The 17,486-nt window shown below is 70.4% G+C and carries 15 protein-coding genes; 5 read left to right on the top strand and 10 right to left on the bottom strand.

What is annotated here, in order from left to right:
* Positions 1-2: 2 nt before the first annotated feature.
* From tgmB to ACZ4IF_RS36730, 4 genes are all read right to left on the bottom strand, one after another.
* On the bottom strand, positions 3-956 hold the full coding sequence (gene tgmB / locus ACZ4IF_RS36745; RefSeq protein WP_359501411.1) for an ATP-grasp ribosomal peptide maturase: 954 nt from the start codon (positions 954-956) through the stop codon (positions 3-5).
* Positions 957-971: 15 nt separating this feature from the next.
* Positions 972-1,163: a putative ATP-grasp-modified RiPP gene (gene tgmA, locus ACZ4IF_RS36740; RefSeq protein WP_266764475.1), complete on the bottom strand. Its 192-nt coding sequence runs from the start codon at positions 1,161-1,163 to the stop codon at positions 972-974.
* 350 nt (positions 1,164-1,513) lie between these two features.
* A complete protein-coding gene (locus ACZ4IF_RS36735) occupies positions 1,514-2,668 on the bottom strand; it encodes an FAD-dependent oxidoreductase (RefSeq protein WP_467571077.1) in 1,155 nt (384 codons plus the stop codon).
* Positions 2,669-2,753: 85 nt separating this feature from the next.
* Entirely contained in the window at positions 2,754-3,461 is a 708-nt protein-coding gene (locus tag ACZ4IF_RS36730; RefSeq protein ID WP_467571074.1) for a TetR/AcrR family transcriptional regulator, read from the bottom strand.
* A 203-nt stretch (positions 3,462-3,664) separates the two neighbouring features.
* Here ACZ4IF_RS36730 and ACZ4IF_RS36725 point away from each other — a divergent pair, with 203 nt between their 5' ends.
* Positions 3,665-4,342 (top strand): DUF2238 domain-containing protein, encoded by a 678-nt coding sequence (locus tag ACZ4IF_RS36725; RefSeq protein WP_467571071.1) that lies wholly within the window; start codon positions 3,665-3,667, stop codon positions 4,340-4,342.
* Between the two features lie 85 nt (positions 4,343-4,427).
* Here ACZ4IF_RS36725 and ACZ4IF_RS36720 read toward each other — a convergent pair whose 3' ends face one another.
* Together ACZ4IF_RS36720 and ACZ4IF_RS36715 are read right to left on the bottom strand one after the other, a co-directional pair.
* Positions 4,428-4,844 carry a VOC family protein gene (locus tag ACZ4IF_RS36720; protein WP_359501401.1) on the bottom strand — a complete coding sequence of 139 codons (417 nt, stop codon included), beginning with the start codon at positions 4,842-4,844 and terminating at the stop codon, positions 4,428-4,430.
* Positions 4,845-4,854: 10 nt separating this feature from the next.
* Positions 4,855-5,229, bottom strand: coding sequence for a helix-turn-helix transcriptional regulator (locus tag ACZ4IF_RS36715; protein ID WP_359501478.1), 375 nt, complete (start codon positions 5,227-5,229; stop codon positions 4,855-4,857).
* A 511-nt stretch (positions 5,230-5,740) separates the two neighbouring features.
* Between ACZ4IF_RS36715 and ACZ4IF_RS36710 the strand changes: the two genes are divergently transcribed.
* A complete protein-coding gene (locus ACZ4IF_RS36710) occupies positions 5,741-8,128 on the top strand; it encodes an ATP-binding cassette domain-containing protein (RefSeq protein ID WP_467571068.1) in 2,388 nt (795 codons plus the stop codon).
* Positions 8,129-8,282: 154 nt separating this feature from the next.
* Here ACZ4IF_RS36710 and ACZ4IF_RS36705 read toward each other — a convergent pair whose 3' ends face one another.
* A complete protein-coding gene (locus tag ACZ4IF_RS36705; RefSeq protein WP_359501397.1) occupies positions 8,283-9,266 on the bottom strand; it encodes an aldo/keto reductase in 984 nt (327 codons plus the stop codon).
* A gap of 548 nt (positions 9,267-9,814) precedes the next feature.
* On the opposite strand from ACZ4IF_RS36705, the gene ACZ4IF_RS36700 reads away from it, so the two are divergent.
* The 3 genes from ACZ4IF_RS36700 to ACZ4IF_RS36690 all read left to right on the top strand — a co-directional run bounded on the left by ACZ4IF_RS36700 (position 9,815) and on the right by ACZ4IF_RS36690 (position 14,758).
* The gene (locus ACZ4IF_RS36700) at positions 9,815-11,191 is read left to right on the top strand and encodes a ricin-type beta-trefoil lectin domain protein (protein ID WP_467571066.1); all 1,377 of its coding nucleotides are present in this window, start codon (positions 9,815-9,817) and stop codon (positions 11,189-11,191) included.
* A gap of 113 nt (positions 11,192-11,304) precedes the next feature.
* Entirely contained in the window at positions 11,305-13,443 is a 2,139-nt protein-coding gene (locus ACZ4IF_RS36695; RefSeq protein ID WP_467571329.1) for an RICIN domain-containing protein, read from the top strand.
* Positions 13,444-13,465: 22 nt separating this feature from the next.
* Positions 13,466-14,758 (top strand): ThuA domain-containing protein, encoded by a 1,293-nt coding sequence (locus tag ACZ4IF_RS36690; protein ID WP_467571064.1) that lies wholly within the window; start codon positions 13,466-13,468, stop codon positions 14,756-14,758.
* A 65-nt stretch (positions 14,759-14,823) separates the two neighbouring features.
* Here ACZ4IF_RS36690 and ACZ4IF_RS36685 read toward each other — a convergent pair whose 3' ends face one another.
* From ACZ4IF_RS36685 to ACZ4IF_RS36675, 3 genes are all read right to left on the bottom strand, one after another.
* Positions 14,824-15,972 carry a glycoside hydrolase family 88 protein gene (locus ACZ4IF_RS36685; RefSeq protein ID WP_467571062.1) on the bottom strand — a complete coding sequence of 383 codons (1,149 nt, stop codon included), beginning with the start codon at positions 15,970-15,972 and terminating at the stop codon, positions 14,824-14,826.
* Between the two features lie 156 nt (positions 15,973-16,128).
* The gene (locus ACZ4IF_RS36680) at positions 16,129-16,962 is read right to left on the bottom strand and encodes a DUF1206 domain-containing protein (RefSeq protein ID WP_467571060.1); all 834 of its coding nucleotides are present in this window, start codon (positions 16,960-16,962) and stop codon (positions 16,129-16,131) included.
* Positions 16,959-17,357: a hypothetical protein gene (locus tag ACZ4IF_RS36675; RefSeq protein WP_467571058.1), complete on the bottom strand. Its 399-nt coding sequence runs from the start codon at positions 17,355-17,357 to the stop codon at positions 16,959-16,961. The genes ACZ4IF_RS36680 and ACZ4IF_RS36675 overlap by 4 nt, the downstream gene beginning before the upstream one ends.
* Positions 17,358-17,486: the final 129 nt, after the last annotated feature.

Genomic DNA, 17,486 nt, shown 5'->3' with positions numbered 1-17,486 from the left:
CGTCAACGCGCCTTGGACGTACGGGGATCGGGTCGTCGCTGCGACAGCCACAGCGCGACCTCCTCCGCGATGGGCTGGCCGCTCTCCAGCTCGACGAAGCCGAACTGACCGCCCTGGTTGCACTCCAGGAACCACCAGACGCCGTCCTCGTCCTCGGCGAAGTCGAAGGCCGCGTAGGCGAGTCCGGTGAAGGCCAGGTAGTCGTGGACCGACCGGGCGATGCGCTCGGGCACCGCGGTGGTCTCCCAGGTGTGTCCGGTCTCGCCGAACCGCCCGTCGACCTGTCCCGGCACCGTCGCCTTGCGGGCGGCGAACAGCCGGGTACCCACACCGGTCAGCCGTATGTCGGCACGCTTGGGGATGTACTGCTGCAACAACGCCGGTCCCGCCGCGACTCCGGTGAAGTCCGCGCCGGGTCCGACGAGGGTGGTCGGCAGCGCCACCGGCGGCTCACCGGGAGGCGGGCCGGACGCGGACTTCACCACCACGTCCCGATACTCCTCGACGAACTGCTTCGCCACCTTCGGTGCCGTCGTGATGATGGTGGCCGGCACCGCGAAGCCACTGCTGTGGGCGACCCGGAGCTGCCAGGGCTTGTGCCGCGCCTGCTCGGCCCGGCGCGGGTGGTTCATCCACCGGGTCGAGGCGGAGTAGAGCATGCCGAACAGCGCCTGCCGCGTCTCCGCGGTGAGCCACGCCGAGGGTTCGGGCGCGTGTGCCGCCGGCTCGCCCGGCCTGCGCACCCATACCGATCGCAGGCCGCCCATGCTGAGCACATGGCCGTTGACCGACAGATAGCCGTCGAAGTCGCCGTGGGCGTAGTCGGCCGACAGCACCGCCTTGCCGGGCACGTCGGCGGGGTCGAGGCGCACCATGGGCACGCCCCGTTCGTGCAGTCTGGCCACCACCATGTCGGCGGTGACGTCCTGCTCTGCCGTGAGAATGAGGACCGTCATGCGCGCGGGCGGCCGTCAGTCGTCGAAGTGAGTCTGTGAACCGGCCGTGGACGTGGTGGTTCCGGTGGCCATGAGGAGCGCGCGGTCGCTGACGGCGGGGCGGCCGTCGGGCAGGACGTTCAACTGCAGGGACACGTCGAAGTGGTAGGGGGGCACTGCGGCCGACTGCCCCGAGGGCAAGGCGTAGTTGAGGGTGAACGGTCGCACGAAAGATCCTCCCGCCGTTTCACAATGCTCGACGCCCACCCGTACGTGTCATGACCGTAAGGAATTCATCACTTTCTGCCACATCGGGGTGAAGGCCATCACATCGCGTCGTTTCCGGCTTGCTCGTTTCCGTTTTGCTGGGTTTGCCGCTTGCTTGTCACTCGGGGGTCCGCCCGGATCCGGTCTGCGTGTGCGCTTCTCACACCCAAACCTTCGGCCAAAGCTTCATCCTCAGTGACATGAACGCAGCACCCGCCCGGAACAGTTCCCGCTTCGGGGAACTTTTCTTGAGTCCGGAAATCATCCGTCCATCGACATGTCCCGCTGCGTGAGCGGGAGTTGGCGCACCGTCACACGGACTCGCGCCGGTACGAGTTCATCCGGGCGACGAGGGCCCGCGGGTTGTCCGGGCCGAAGCAGAGCGCGAGGTTCTCCGCGGACTCGCGAGCCGCGGACTCGGAGCGGGGGAAGAGCTCCGCCTCGTACACGGTCAGCGCCTTCTCGACGTCGCCGGGATGGGCTGCGAGGGCGCGGGCGAGTTCGGCGCCGTCGAGCATGGCCAGGTTGGCGCCCTCGCCCGCGAACGGGGACATCAGGTGCGCGGCGTCACCGAGCAGGGTGACACCGGGCACCCTTTCCCAGCGGTGGCCGACCGGCAGCGCGTGGATCGGCCGCGGGACGAGTGCGCCGTCCGCGTCCGCGATCAGCGCCCGCAGGCGGTCGTCCCAGCCGTCGAAGTGCTCCAGCAGCCCCTTCCTGGCCGCAACGGGGTCGGCGAAGTCGAGGGCACCGGAGGTGGCCCAGCCGGCGGGTGCCCTCAAGGCCGCGTAGACGTGGAGCGAGCCGTCGGGATCGCGGTGGCCGAGGAAACCCTTCTCGTCGTCGAGCGCGAAGAGCATGCCGTCTCCGACGACGGCGGCGCTCGCCGGGTGCCGGACGTCGGCGTCGAGGAGGTGCAGTTCTACGAACGAGACCCCCGCGTACTCGGGGACGGCGTCCGAGAGCAGGGGGCGCACCCTCGACCACGCACCGTCGGCGCCGACCAACAGGTCGGCGGTGAACGACTCGCCGTCGGCGAGCGTCACTTCGTGGCGGCCGTCGTCGAGCGTCCGGGCGCCGGTGACCTTGGCGCCCCAGCGCACAGTGCCTTCCGGCAGGGAGTCGAGCAGCAGGTCGCGCAGGACGCCCCGGGAGACCTCGGGCCGCTCGCCCTGCGCACCGTCGTCCTCCATGTGGACGGTGGCGTTCTTGTCGAGGATGCGCATCGCCTCGCCGCCGGCGTGCACGGCCGCGAGGAACTCCTCGTGGAGACCCGCGAACCGCAGGGCGGCCTGTCCGGATTCCTCGTGCATGTCCAGCATCCCGCCCTGTGTACGGGCGGTGGGCGAGGGGTCGAGATCGAAGACGGCGGCGGCGATGCCGTGCAGGTGCAGGACGCGGGCGAGCGTGAGACCGCCGAGACCGGCGCCGATCACGGCTATGGGGTGATGACGAAGTGCGGGCATGCCAGAACTCCTGGTGTGGGGTGACCGTCGGAACGAGGCGACGGTGGAACATGACGAAGGGCGACGACGGCCGGGGACGGCGCGGTCAGGGCGTGTCCGGCGCCCCGGGCCGGGTCGTGTGCAGGACGCCGTTGATCAGGACCTGGAAGCCCCAGTCCAGGCGGGCCTCGCCAGGTCCGGAGAGCAACTCGGCGCCGAGCGCGGCGACATGGGGGTGGCGCTCCCCCGAGGCACCGCGCAGCGCAGCGGCCAGCGCCGCCCATTCGCCCTCCGCGTCCGCGGGGTCCTTCTCCCCCGCGGCATGCTCGGCCGCGGTCGAGGTCGCGAACTGGAGCAGCAGATCGACCGCCCACGCGGCCCGCTCGCCGGGAACTCCGCCCTCGCCGAGCAGGGCGAGCAGAGCGTCCAGCAGATCGAGGTAGCGCGCACCGGACGGGCGGGCCACCAGTGCCGAGCGGGCCAGGCCCGGGTGCTCGAACAACACGTTCGTGTAGGAGGTGAGCACGCGCACGAGCCGGTCGCGCCAGTCGCCGCGTGCGCCCACGGGGGTGAGGTCGACGGCGCCGAGCAGGTCGTCGAGGACCGCCGCGTGCAGCTCGGCGGTGTTGCGCACGTAGACGTAGAGCGAGGCCGGTCCGGTGTCGAGCTCCTGTGCCAGACGGCGCATGGTGACGCGCTGGAGGCCTTCGGCCCGCATCAGCGCGACGGCGGTCTCGATGATCCCGTCCCGGGTGAGAGCCGGTTTCGCCGGGCGCTCGCGACGGCTGGGGCGCGGGCTGTTCTGTCCTGTCACCCCTCCAAGGTAACGAACATGTTCGTTGCGAACAAGTACGTGACGAACATGTTCGTTCCTCCCGCGCCCGTATCGCGTTCCCGAGGGTCGGCAGCGGCAGCCTCGGTGCTCCGCTGCACAGATCCGGGCTGAGTAGCCGCACTCATGCCCCCGCCTCCGCGCTCGACCACCATGGGGCCACCTGGAAGCCAAGGAGCCCACGCATGCGCGGTTCTCTTCTCGCCCTGCCCGCTCGCCGACCGGAATCCGGCGAACGCGTGCCGCGCGGCACGCTCCCCGCCGTGCTCGTCGCGGTCGTCGTGGCCGGCCTGACCCTCTCCGGCCTGCGTCCGCACGACCGGACGACCTGGCTGCTGGAGACCGTGTGGGTGCTGGTCGGACTGCCGCTGGTGGTATTGACCCGACGCTGGTTCCCGCTGACGAACCTGCTGTGCTGCCTGCTCGCGGCGCACGCCCTGGTGCTCGCCGTGGGAGGCCACTACACCTACGCGCAAGTGCCGTTGGGCGACTGGGTCCGGGACGCCCTCGGCCTCGACCGCAACCCGTACGACCGGTTCGGGCACCTCATGCAGGGCTTCGTGCCGGCCGTCCTGGTGCGGGAGCTGCTCAGCCGGACGTCACCGCTGCGCGGCAGTCGCCGGCTGGCGCCGCTGACCGTGTGCGCCTGTCTCGCCTTCAGCGCGGTCTTCGAGATGTTCGAGTGGGCGGCTGCCGTGATCGGTGGGCACACGGCCGACGACTTCCTGGCCAGCCAGGGCGATGTGTGGGACACCCAGTGGGACATGTTCTGTGCCCTGATCGGCGCCACCCTCTCGGTCCTGCTGCTGAGCAGGCTGCACGACCGCGGACTCACCGCCCTCGCGAAGCCGCGGGGACGGTGAGGGAGCCGGGACGGTCGGCTCGCCGCCCTCGCAGAGCCCCGGGACGGCAAGGGCGACCGGGCGGGCGGCGGACCGTAGGTAGGGCCTACTTCCCGATGGGCTGGGTGAACCGCAGGAGGTTCCCGGCGGGGTCGCGGAACGCGCAGTCGCGGACGCCGTAGAACTGGTCCATCGGCTCCTGCAGCACCTCGCCGCCCGCGGCGCTGATCCGCTCGAAGGTGGCGTCGCAGTCGTCCGTCGCGAAGATGACGCCGCGCAGCAGACCCTTCGCCATCAGCTCGGCCATGGCCTGCTTGTCGGCCGGTGAGGCGTTCGGGTCGGCGACGGGAGGTTCCAGGACGATGTTCACGTCCGGCTGCGCGGGAGCCCCGACGGTCACCCAGCGCATCCCCTCGTACCCGACGTCGTTGCGCACCTCCAGGCCGAGCACGTCGCGGTAGAAGGCGATCGCCTTGTCGTGGTCGTCGACGGCGATGAAGCATTGGGAGAGCCTGATATCCATGGCGCTCACGCTACGGCCGGGCGGCGGGGCTTGCTTCTCCGTTCCTGACGGGCCTCGTATGGATCTTGACCATGCACGCCGGGATGGGGGCCGCGTGATCGTGGCTGCGGCCGCGGTAGGCGCTCGGGCTCTCGCCGACCAGCTGGGTGAAGCGCGAGCTGAACGACCCCAGCGAGGTACAGCCGACCGCGAAGCAGACCTCCGTCACCGTGAGGTCGCCGCGCCGCAGCAGCGCCTTGGCCCGCTCGATGCGGCGGGTCATCAGGTAGCTGTACGGCGTCTCACCGAAGGCGGCGCGGAAGCTGCGGGAGAAGTGGCCCGACGACATCAGGGCGTCGCGTGCGAGCGCCGGGACGTCGAGCGGCTCGGCATAGTCGCGGTCCATCCGGTCGCGCGCCCTCCGCAGCCGGACGAGGTCGTCGAGATCCTGCCGTTTCACCCGATGAGTGTGCCACAGCGCCCGCGACCGGCGACGGGGCCCCGCGGACCGCAGCGGGCGTACGGGAGCGGCCGGCCGGTCCGGTCAGGAATGGAGAAGCCCCGGTCACGGTGGTGCGGCTAGCGTGATCGCCGTGGCCGTCGCGCACCTCGACCACCTCTTCCGGCGGGTCCCGACCACCGGCCGGATCCGACGGGGAGCCGGCCGGGCAGCCGTACGGTGTCCGCGGACGCGGCCGGTGGCCCGACGCGCTGCGGCGGGCCGACCCGAGCCGCCCGGCGGCCGCAGCCCGCCCCGTAGCGCCCCCGCGGACGGCGCGGATCAGGTAGACAGGGGGACGTCGCCGCGACCACGCCGACGGAGGACGACCGGACGTGCTGCTCGAGGACGGTCGGATCGAGCCGGGCGACGCCGACGGAGACCGCGCAGGCGGCTCCGCCCGACAGATGGAGACACCATGAGCAAGGCCACGAGGACGGACACGCCGTCGCCTGCCCAGCACACCGCCGACAGCCACGACGTGATCCGCGTGCACGGCGCGCGCGAGAACAACCTCAAGGACGTCAGCATCGAGATCCCGAAGCGCCGGCTGACGGTGTTCACCGGCGTCTCCGGCTCGGGCAAGAGCTCGCTGGTGTTCAACACGATCGCCGCCGAGTCGCAGCGGCTGATCAACGAGACCTACAGCGCCTTCGTGCAGGGCTTCATGCCCAACCTCGCACGGCCCGAGGTGGACGTCCTCGACGGTCTGACCACGGCGATCACCGTGGACCAGCAGCGGATGGGCGGCGACCCCCGCTCCACGGTCGGCACCGCCACCGACGCCAACGCGATGCTGCGCATCCTCTTCAGCCGGCTCGGGAAGCCGCACATCGGGCCGCCCAGCGCGTACGCCTTCAACGTCCCCTCGGTCCGGGCGAGCGGTGCGATCACCGTGGAGCGCGGCGCGAAGAAGGCCGTGAAGGCGACCTTCACCCGCACCGGCGGCATGTGCGCGCGCTGCGAGGGGCGAGGTTCGGTCACCGATCTCGACCTGACCCAGCTCTACGACGACTCCAAGTCGCTCAACGAGGGCGCGCTCACCATCCCCGGCTACACGGCGGGCGGCTGGAACTACCGGCTGTACAGCGAGTCCGGCTTCGTCGACCCGGACAAGCCGATCAGCAAGTACACCAAGAAGGAGCTGCACGACTTCCTCCACCACGAGGCCACCCGGATGAAGATCGCGGGCATCAACATGACCTACGAGGGTCTGATCCCGCGGATCCAGAAGTCGATGCTCTCCAAGGACCAGGAGTCGATGCAGCCGCACATCCGGGCCTTCGTGGACCGGGCGGTCACCTTCACCACCTGCCCCGAGTGCGACGGCACCCGCCTCAGCGAGGGGGCCCGGGCGTCGAAGATCAAGAAGATCGGCATCGCCGACGCCTGCGCGATGGAGATCAGGGACCTCGCCGAATGGGTCCGCGCGTTGGACGAACCGTCGGTGGCGCCCCTGCTCACCGCGCTCGGGCAGACCCTCGACTCGTTCGTGGAGATCGGCCTCGGCTATCTCTCGCTCGAGCGGCCGGCGGGCACTCTGTCCGGCGGTGAGGCGCAGCGCGTCAAGATGATCCGCCACCTCGGGTCCTCGCTCACCGACGTCACGTACGTGTTCGACGAGCCCACCGCGGGCCTGCACCCCCACGACATCCAGCGGATGAACGATCTGCTGCTCCGGCTGCGGGACAAGGGCAACACGGTGCTCGTCGTGGAGCACAAGCCGGAGGTCATCGCGATCGCCGACCACATCGTCGACCTCGGCCCGGGCGCCGGGACGGCGGGCGGCAGCGTCTGCTTCGAGGGCAGCGTCGAGGGGCTGCGGTCCGGCGGCACCATCACCGGCCGGCACTTCGACGACCGGGCCGCCCTCAAGGAGACGGTGCGGACACCCTCCGGCAAGCTGGGTGTCCGCGGCGCGAGCACGAACAATCTGCGTGACGTCGACGTCGACATCCCGCTCGGGGTGCTCGCCGTCATCACGGGTGTCGCCGGATCCGGCAAGAGCTCGCTCGTGCATGGTTCGATCCCGGCCGAAGCGGGTGTGGTGTCGGTCGACCAGAGCCCGATCCGCGGCTCACGGCGCAGCAACCCCGCGACGTACACCGGTCTGCTCGACCCGATCCGCAAGGCGTTCGCGAAGGCCAACGGCGTGAAGCCGGCCCTGTTCAGCGCCAACTCCGAGGGCGCCTGCCCGACCTGCAACGGCGCGGGCGTCATCTACACGGACCTGGCGATGATGGCCGGCGTCGCGACCACGTGCGAGGACTGCGAGGGCAAGCGGTTCGACGCCTCGGTGCTGGACTACCACCTCGGTGGCCGCGACATCAGCGAGGTGCTCGCGATGTCGGTGACCGAGGCCGAGGAGTTCTTCGGCAGCGGTGAGGGCCACACTCCGGCCGCCCACCGCATCCTGGAACGGCTCGTCGACGTGGGGCTCGGCTACCTCACCATCGGCCAGCCGCTGACCACGCTGTCCGGCGGCGAGCGGCAGCGGCTCAAGCTGGCCACGCACATGGCGGACAAGGGCGGCGTCTACGTACTCGACGAGCCGACCACCGGTCTGCACCTCGCCGACGTCGAGCAGCTGCTCGGTCTGCTCGACCGGCTCGTCGACTCCGGCAAGTCGGTCATCGTGATCGAGCACCACCAGGCGGTCATGGCCCATGCCGACTGGATCATCGACCTCGGTCCCGGCGCGGGCCACGACGGCGGGCAGGTCGTCTTCGAGGGAACGCCCGCCGATCTGGTCGCCACACGCTCCACCGTCACCGGTGAGCACCTCGCGGCCTACGTCGGCAGCTGAGCGGAGCACCGGCGGACTCGGTGGGACGGGTACCGCGCCACCCGGCTCGTCCCACCGGACCGGGACGAGCCGAGTCCCGACAGGGCGTCCCACCGGCTCTCCACGAGTACCGGGCACCCGGCCCGTCCCACCCGATGGCCGGTCGGCGGCGCCGCTACCAGCGGCTCTCCACCTGGTCCTTGATCCGCCGCTCGTAGAGGTCGTCGATCGCCTCCAGCGTCTCGGCGGTCAGCTCCGGGAGCTTCGCGGCCGCCGCGTTCGCACGGGCCTGCTCGGGTGACCGGGCGCCCGGGATCACGGTGGTCACACCGGGCTGCTGGATGATCCACCGCAGCGCCAGCTGGGCGGGCGTGAAGCCCTCCGGGGCGAGCGCGGAGAACTCGGCCGCCGCCTCCACGCCGGTCACGAAGTCGACGCCGGAGAACGTCTCGCCCTGGTCGAAGGCCTCACCCTGGCGGTTGTACGTCCGGTGGTCGTCCGCGGCAAACACCGTGTCCTTGGTGTACTTGCCGGACAGCAGGCCGGAGGCCAGCGGTACGCGGGCGATGATGCCGACGCCCGCCTCCCGTGCCGCCGGGAGCACCTGCCGCAGAGGCTTCATGCGGAACGGGTTGAGGATGATCTGGACGCTCGCCACGTTCGGGCGGGCGATCGCCGTCAGCGCCTCCTCGCACGTCTCGACGCTCACGCCGTACGCGGCGACGCGCTCCTCCTCGACGAGGGTGTCGAGGGCGTCGTACACCGCGTCGGAGGAGTAGACGGGGGTCGGCGGGCAGTGCAGCTGCACCAGGTCGAGGCGGTCGACGCCCAGGTTGCGCCGGGAACGGTCGTTCCACGCACGGAAGTTGTCGAGGACGTAGTTCTCCGGGATCTGTTCGACGCGGCGGCCCATCTTCGTCGCGATCTCCACATGGAGGTCGGGCCTGCTCTGCGCGAACGTGGCGATGATCTCCTCGCTCCGCCCGTCGCCGTACACGTCGGCCGTGTCGAAGAAGGTGACGCCCGACTCGGCCGCAGTCTCCAGCACGGCCAGGGCGTCCCGTTCACTCACCTCGCCCCAGTCGGCCCCCAGCTGCCACGTGCCGAGGCCGATGACCGAAGCATGCTGACCCGACCTGCCGAATTCGCGCTCTTCCATGCCGCCAGTCTGACACCTCGCCCCTGGGACGCCGGCGCACCCACCCGGTCAGCGCGTCCGCGCGGTGGTGCGGGAGGGAACCTGTGCGTCCGCGAAGGCTGCCGTCCTGCCTCGCCCCCGGCCTTCGTGCAGCGTCCGGGTACGCGGCTGAATCGTGTCAACGACTGACCGGCGGACGGGCTCTGAGCGGTGTTCAAGAAGTGAATGGCATTTCCCCCTTCACCCGCCCGCACCTCCCACCGTTCGTCCGGACCCACGAGTGTGAACCGTTAAGCAGGCCGTTCGCCCGAACCGGAGGCGCACTGTGACGAGACGGTTCTTCAACTCCTTGTGCAAGTTCAGGAATTGAAGAGTGTTTCTGCTTCATGTCTTGACGTGTCTGGTTCAGACCTTTAGGTTCACCGATCACCAGCGCTCCATGAATACGCCCCACGTTCAAGAACATGAACGCCCGCGCCTCCCCGCGCGCCTACGGGCATGCGTGCGCATCCGCGTACGCATGCCCGTACACCCCCCACCGCCACCCGTGAAGGGCTGTGATCCCGCTGATGGCCAGACGATCCCTCCTGCGCTCCACCGCGCTGCGCACCACCCTCACCACCGCAGCCCTCGCCCTCTCCGTCGGCGCCCTGAGCGCGGCACCCGCCTCCGCCGCCACCGGCACCATCACCGGCCTGGGCGGCAAGTGTCTCGACGTGGCCGGGGCGAACTCCGCCAACGGCACCGCCGTACAGCTCTACGACTGCAACGGCACCGCCGCCCAGCAGTGGACCGTGGGCTCCGACGGCACCGTCCGCGCGCTCGGCAAGTGCCTCGACGTCACGGGCAATTCGACCGCCGACGGCGCCAGGCTCCAGCTGTGGGACTGCACGGGCGGCGCGAACCAGAGGTGGACCGTCTCCGCGGCCCACGACCTCGTCAATCCGCAGGCCGACAAGTGCGCCGACGTCACCGGCAACACCTCGGCCAACGCCACGCCGGTGCAGCTGTGGACCTGTACCGGCGCCGCCAACCAGAAGTGGACCGCCCCGAGTGCCGGCGGCCCCGCCCCCGCCGCGCCGATGGCCGTCGCCCCGTACCTGTACAACGGCTGGGGCAACCCGCCGAGCCCCACCACCGTCATGAACGCGACCGGCGTCAAGTGGTTCACCCTCGCCTTCGTGCTCAGCAACGGCTACTGCAACCCGCAGTGGGACGGGAGCCGTCCGCTCACCGGCGGCGTCGACCAGCAGACCGTGAACACCGTGCGGGCGAACGGCGGCGACGTCATCCCGTCCTTCGGCGGCTACAGCGGCAACAAGCTGGAGAGTTCGTGCTCCAGCGCCGGGGAGCTCGCGGCCGCCTACCAGAAGGTCATCAACGCCTACGGCCTCAAGGCCATCGACATCGACATCGAGGCCGACGCCTACAGCAACCCGACGGTCCAGCAGCGCACGGTGGACGCCCTCAAGACCGTCAAGGCGAACAATCCGGGCCTCAAGGTGTACGTCACCATTGGCACCGGCCAGAGCGGGCCCGACACGGGCCTCATCAACCGCGCGGCCAACTCCGGTCTGTCCGTGGACAGCTGGACCATCATGCCGTTCGACTTCGGCGGCGCCGGCCAGAACATGGGGACGCTCACCACCCGAGCCGCGGAGGGCCTGAAGACGGCGCTCAAGAACGCGTACGGCTACAGCGACGACCAGGCGTACCGCGGCATGGGCATCTCCTCCATGAACGGTGTCACCGACCAGAACGAGACCGTCACCGTGGCCGACTTCCGCACCATCCTCGGCTACGCGCAGCAGCACCACCTGGCCCGGCTGACCTTCTGGTCCGTCAACCGCGACCGGCCCTGCACGGGCGGCGTCGCCGACAGCTGCTCCGGAGTGAGCCAGCAGAACTGGGACTACACCCGCGTGTTCGCCCAGTACACCGGCTGACCTTCCCCACCCCCCACCAGCGCAGGAGAACACCCTTGTCCAGATCCAGCAGACACTCCGGCCGTCACCGTACGGCGAAGGTGCTGTCCGTCTTCGCCCTCCTGGCGACGACGGTGTCCGGTGTGGCGGTCGCCGCGCCGGGCGAGGCGAGCGCCCAGGCCGCGGCGCTGCCCACCGGTTGGGCCACCGTGGTCAGTGCCGCGAGCGGCAAGTGCGTCGACGCGCGTGCCGCCGGGACGGCGAACGGCACCGCGGTCCAGCAGTACGCGTGCAACGGCAGCCAGGCCCAGCAGTGGCGCGTCACCGCCACCTCGGGCGGCTACAGCCAGGTCGGCAACCGTGCCGACAGCACCAGGACCTGGGACGTCACCGACGTCTCGACGGCCGACAGCGCCCTCGTCCAGCTGTGGACGTACAGCGGCGGCCTCAACCAGCAGTGGCAGGCCGTGGCCGAGGCCGGCGGGACCTACCGCTTCGTGAACCGCAACAGCGGGAAGTGCCTCGACGTCCCGGGCGCCTCCGCCGCGGACAGCGTGCAGCTCCAGCAGTACACCTGCAACGGCACGGCGGCCCAGTCCTTCCGCGTCGACCCGGTCGACGCGACGCCGCCGCCCGGTACCCCCGACCTCGGCCCGAACGTCACGGTCTTCGACCCCTCGACTCCGGCCGCCACCGTCCAGAGCAGCCTGAACGCGGCCTTCGCCCAGCAGGAGACCAACCAGTTCGGCACCGTGCGCAAGGCCTTCCTCTTCAAACCGGGCACCTACGACGCCAACGCCGACGTCGGCTTCTACACCCAGGTCGCGGGCCTCGGTCTCTCCCCGGACGACGTCACCGTCCGGGGGGCGGTGCACGCGGAGGCGGACTGGTTCCAGGGCAACGCGACCCAGAACTTCTGGCGTTCGGCGGAGAACCTGTCGGTGACCCCGACGAACGGCTCCGACCGCTGGGCGGTGTCGCAGGCCGCGCCGTACCGGCGTATGCACCTGCGCGGCAACCTCGCGCTGGACGACGGCGGTTGGTCCAGCGGCGGATACATGGCCGACACGAAGATCGACGGCCAGGTCAACTCCGGTTCGCAGCAGCAGTGGCTGTCGCGGAACACCGAGTGGTCGAACTGGACCGGCTCCAACTGGAACATGGTCTTCGTCGGGGCGAGGAACGCCCCCGCCAACAGCTTCCCCAACCCGCCCTACACCACGGTGTCGCAGACACCGGTCTCCCGTGAGAAGCCGTTCCTGTACGTCGACACGGCCGACGCCTGGAAGGTGTTCGTGCCGTCCGTGCGCACCGGCTCCTCCGGCACCACGTGGAGCGGAGGCACACCGGCGGGTACGTCCCTGCCGCTGTCCGACTTCTTCGTCGTGAAGCCGGGCGCGACGGCCGCGCAGATGAACGACGCGCTCGCCCAGGGCAAGAACCTGCTGGTGACGCCCGGTGTCTACCATCTCGACCAGACGCTGCGGGTGACCCGCGCCGACACCGTCGTGCTGGGCCTCGGCCTGGCCACGCTCATCCCGGACAACGGCATCACCGCGATGACCGTCGCCGACGTCGACGGCGTACAGCTGGCGGGACTGCTGATCGACGCGGGGACCACCAACTCGGCGCAGCTGCTGGAGATGGGACCGAGCGGTTCCTCCGCCGACCACGGTGCCGACCCCAGCTCGCTGCACGACGTGTTCTTCCGGATCGGCGGCGCGGGCGTCGGCAGGGCCACCACGAGCCTGACCGTCAACAGCGACGACGTCATCGGCGACCACCTGTGGCTGTGGCGCGCCGACCACGGCAGCGGCGTCGGCTGGACCAGCAACACGGCGGACACGGGCCTCGTCGTCAACGGCGACGACGTCACCATGTACGGCCTGTTCGTCGAGCATTACCAGAAGCACCAGACCATCTGGAACGGCAACGGCGGGCGGACGTACTTCTACCAGAACGAGATGCCCTACGACCCGCCCAACCAGGCGGCCTGGATGAACGGTTCCACCCAGGGCTACGCCGCCTACAAGGTCGCGAACTCGGTGACGAGCCACCAGGTGTACGGCTTCGGCAGCTACTGCTACTTCAACGTCAACTCCTCCGTGGCCGCCGAACACGCCATCGAGGCGCCCGACAACGCGAACGTCCGCTTCAAGGACATGGTGACCGTGTCCCTGGGCGGCACCGGGACGATCCGGCACGTCGTCAACGACCGCGGCGGACCGTCGAACTCCGCCACCAATGTCGCCAACCTCGTCAGCTACCCCTGACGCGTACGGAAAGGACCGTCCGATGCGCATCAGCAGATCCGGGCCGGCACGCGCGGCCCTGCGCGTCCTCCTCCTGCTGGCGACGCTGCTCGGCCTCGCCGCTCCTCCCGCCGCCCACGCGGGCACCGCGGCGTCGCCGTTCAAGGTGCTCGCCCTCTACAACGGGACCTGGGACGCGGCGCACATCAGCTTCGTCCACGAGGCCAACGAGTGGTTCCCGCAGCAGGCCGCGCAGAACGGCTTCACCTACACGGCCAGCAACAACTGGAACCTCCTCGCCGACGGAGGCGTGAACGCCTACCAAGTGGTGCTGTTCCTCGACGACCTGCCGCAGACCGCCGCCCAGCGGGCCGGCTTCGAGCAGTACATGCGCGGGGGCGGCGCCTGGATGGGCTTCCACGTCTCCGCCTTCACCACCGACGCGCAGAGCTGGCCCTGGTACCACAACCAGTTCCTCGGCAGCGGGAACTTCAGGTCCAACACCTGGGGCCCGACCACGGCCGTCCTGAAGGTCGAGGACCGCACGCACGCCGCCACCAGGAACCTGCCCGCGACGTTCACCTCGTCGGTCAGCGAGTGGTACAGCTGGTCGAACGACCTGCGGCAGAACCCCGACATCAAGATCCTGGCCTCCGTCGACCCCAGCAGCTTCCCGCTGGGCACCGACCCGAACCAGACCTGGTACAGCGGCTACTACCCGATCCTGTGGACCAACACGAAGTACCGCATGCTGTACGCGAACTTCGGCCACAACGCCATGGACTACTCGACGAACACCACGCTGTCGTCCACGTTCGCGAGCGCGACACAGAACCGGTTCCTGCTGGACGGCCTGAAGTGGCTGGGCGGGGCCGACGGCTCGGTGCCACCGGCGGACCCGATCTCGGAGACGTCCTGGTACACACTGACCAGTGCCGCCAACGGCACCTGTGTGGACGCCCGTTCGGCCGCCACGGCGAACGGGACACCGATCCAGCAGTACACCTGCAACGGCACCCAGGCGCAGCAGTTCCAGTTCCGCTCGACGGACGGCGGCTTCTCACGGATCGCCATCCGGGGCAATCCGCAGCAGGTCGTCGACGTGACCGACCGCTCGACCGTGGACAACGCTCCGCTCCAGCTGTGGAGTTGGTCGAACGGCCAGAACCAGCAGTGGCAGCCCGTACGGGAGAGCGGCGGGCGCTACCACTTCACGGCCCGGCACAGCGGCAAGTGCCTGAGCGCTGCCGGCTCCGGAGCGAACGGCGTGCAGCTCACCCAGCGCGCCTGCGACGGTTCCCCGGCGCAGAGTTTCACGCTCACCGCGCAGCCCTGACCGGGCTGTCCGAAGGTGCCCCCGCGGCCTGCGCGCCGCGGGGGCACCTGTCCGTGCGGGCGGAGTCAGGAACGGGCGAGACGGGCGAGTTCGGTGCCCGCGAGCAGGAACGCGCCGACGCCGAAGTCCGCGGTGCTGTCGTAGGTGACGGGCTGGCTGGACTCCGGGCGGTCGCCGACGTTCTGGACGTGGCCGAGGAACCCGTCGGGGTGTACGGCGGTGGTGACGAGGCCGTTCCAGGCCCGGACCGCCACCGGGAGGTGGGTGTCCCGGCCGACCAGACCCGCGCCGATCGCGTAGGCCGTGCCGTACAGGAAGAACGAGGTGCCACTGGTCTCCGGGCCGGGCAGATGGGTGTCGTCGGCGAGGTTGACGTTCCAGAAGCCGTCCGCACGCTGCACGGCGGCGACGGCCTTCACCAGCCGTACCAGCGTGTCGCGGTACTCGGCGGTGTGCCGCGCGCCGCGCGGAAGTGCCCCGAGGGTCTTGGCGTGTCCGCCCGCCACCCAGCCGTTGCCGCGGGACCACAGGACCGGCCTGCCCGCCGGCGACGTGATCCCTCCGGGGAGGAACCGCTTGTCGCGGTACCACAGGCCGGTCGCGGCGTCGTACAGGCCGGGGCCGCCCTCGGCGCGCTTGGTGTGGTCGTAGAGGGCGTACAGCTTCTCCCCGTACCCGGGGTCCCCGCGCAGGACGCCGATGCGGGCGAAGGGAGGCATCGCCATGTGGAGGGCGTCGTCCCACCACCAGTCGTCGTTCTTGTCCGGCTGGTCCTCGTAGACCATGCGGTGCAGGGAGGTCTCGATCGCGGTGAGCTTCTGCTCCTCGGGTTCTCTCTCGTAGAGGTCGAGGTAGGCCTGCCCGGCGCAGTGGTTGTCGGCGTGCCGGGTGGTCACTCCGCCGTTGAGGCCGTAGGCGTGTTTCTCCGCCCAGCCGCGGGCGTAGGCGAGGTAGCGGGCGCTGCCCGTCAGCCGCTGGAGGGCGAGGAGTCCGCTGAAGAAGGTGGCGTTGGCCCAGCCGTTGTCGCCGGGGTCGGTGTGCGCGCCGATCCATTGATCGGCCACGCGCCGCAGGACGGCCGTGATCTCGGCCCTCGGCGGAACGTCCGGGGGCACCGCACGGGAGGCGGCCCGTGCGGTGCCCGGCAGTGTGGGGGTGAAGGCGGCCGCGGCGGTGAGCGCGGCAGCGCCGGAGAGCAGGCGTCGTCTATGCATATGAACAACTCCTACGGATGGGGAATCCTCATCCTCAACTCCCTTCTCGGGCAGTGTCCATGGCACATCGTCAAGTTGTCCCGAACTGGCGGGTGTTCATACGTCCGCACCGAATTCAGGATGCCGAACGACATGTGTGGCCCGCCGGTCGTTCCGTCACACCTTGCGCCAGCGGGCCAGCGCCCAGGAGAACACCCCGAACAGGACGAGGCCGGCAGCTACGCAGGCCAGCAGCACCGGCCCCATCGGGGCGTCGGCGAACGACCGCAGCGTGTCGTCCAGCCCCTTGGCCTTGTCCGGGTCGTAGTCGACCGCGGCCCGCACCGCGAAGGCCCCGGCCACGGCGAACACCACGCCGCGCGCCGTCCCGCCGCCCACTCCCGCCGTGTCGACCGCCCGGCGCACCCGGCGCGACATCTCGCCGAGCTTCAGATGCTTGTGGTACTTGCGCAGGACGGCCCGAGCGGCGATCCACACGCCCGCCACGGCCAGCCCCGCGCCGGCGACGGCCACGAGCCACTGGCCGCCCGGCATCTTGAGCACCTGGGCCGTGACGTCGCGGGACTGCTTGTCGCTCGAACCGCCACCGCCCGAACCCGCGGCGAACCGGAGCACGGAGTAGGCGACGAACGCGTAGAACACACAGCGCGCGGCCGACATGAGCCGCTTGCCCGCCTTGCCGCCGTCCTGCCCGGCCGCGCCGAAGGCGGCCTCGGAGAGCCGCCACAGCGCCATGCCGACGACGCCGATGCCCAGCGCCCACAGCAGCGCGGCCCCGAAGGGTTTCGAGGCGATCTCCTCCAGTGCGCCGCCCCGGTCCGCCTGTCGTCCGCCGTCGCCGAACGCGATCCGCAGGGCCAGTACGCCGACCAGGGCGTAGATCACCCCGCGGGCCACCAGCCCCGCCCTCGCGGCCGTCTCCCGTACCGATCCCGTCGCCGCGCGGCGGGCACGGAGCCCGCCGTCACGGACCGCCGCACCGCCGTTCACTCCGGTCGCGTCTCGTGCGCAGCACCCGATTCCAGCCGCAGTTTCATCTGTACCTCCTGGTCTCCGGCTTCCACGCCCAACTCGTGCACGGTGAATGCGTCACCGAGGGCCTCGCGCAGGTGCCGCACCTCGCAAGGGCCGCCCTGTGCCTCGACCGTCGGTTGCCCCGAAAGTCCCGCGGCAGGCATGCCGCGTCCTGACGGAACACCGGAGGCGTCGAAGTCCGCCGTCCACACCGTCGGGCGGCCCGCACCGGACTCCCGGGGCTCGTCCCCGGCCTCCCGGTCGGCCTCGAAGGCGTCGGAAAGGACCGCGAGAACGCTCCGGGCATCGGCCGCCGAGCAGTCGCCGAGCATCACGTGGACCATGGACGCGGGCATCTGTTGCACGCTCATGAAAACCCTCTCCCGTCGCGTCGACGCACCGGACGTGCGCCTCGCGCGCGGCGATGAACCGGCACGTCGTGATGTTCAAGCGGGTACCCCGCGAGTGCCGGTGAAACGGAAACCGCACGCATCGCATGC

The sequence above is a fragment of the Streptomyces sp. NPDC025784 genome (genome assembly GCF_055558435.1).
This window is presented reverse-complemented; position numbering and strand designations above follow the sequence as displayed.

Bases quoted from the DNA above. Each gene is read 5' to 3' on its own strand.
- tgmB (WP_359501411.1), bottom strand. From the start codon at position 956: ATGACGGTCCTCATTCTCACGGCAGAGCAGGACGTCACCGCCGACATG.
- ACZ4IF_RS36735 (WP_467571077.1), bottom strand. From the start codon at position 2,668: ATGCCCGCACTTCGTCATCACCCCATAGCCGTGATCGGCGCCGGTCTC.
- ACZ4IF_RS36725 (WP_467571071.1), top strand. From the start codon at position 3,665: ATGCGCGGTTCTCTTCTCGCCCTGCCCGCTCGCCGACCGGAATCCGGC.
- ACZ4IF_RS36720 (WP_359501401.1), bottom strand. From the start codon at position 4,844: ATGGATATCAGGCTCTCCCAATGCTTCATCGCCGTCGACGACCACGAC.
- ACZ4IF_RS36715 (WP_359501478.1), bottom strand. From the start codon at position 5,229: ATGGACCGCGACTATGCCGAGCCGCTCGACGTCCCGGCGCTCGCACGC.
- ACZ4IF_RS36710 (WP_467571068.1), top strand. From the start codon at position 5,741: ATGAGCAAGGCCACGAGGACGGACACGCCGTCGCCTGCCCAGCACACC.
- ACZ4IF_RS36705 (WP_359501397.1), bottom strand. From the start codon at position 9,266: ATGGAAGAGCGCGAATTCGGCAGGTCGGGTCAGCATGCTTCGGTCATC.
- ACZ4IF_RS36700 (WP_467571066.1), top strand. From the start codon at position 9,815: ATGGCCAGACGATCCCTCCTGCGCTCCACCGCGCTGCGCACCACCCTC.
- ACZ4IF_RS36690 (WP_467571064.1), top strand. From the start codon at position 13,466: ATGCGCATCAGCAGATCCGGGCCGGCACGCGCGGCCCTGCGCGTCCTC.
- ACZ4IF_RS36685 (WP_467571062.1), bottom strand. From the start codon at position 15,972: ATGCATAGACGACGCCTGCTCTCCGGCGCTGCCGCGCTCACCGCCGCG.
- ACZ4IF_RS36675 (WP_467571058.1), bottom strand. From the start codon at position 17,357: ATGAGCGTGCAACAGATGCCCGCGTCCATGGTCCACGTGATGCTCGGC.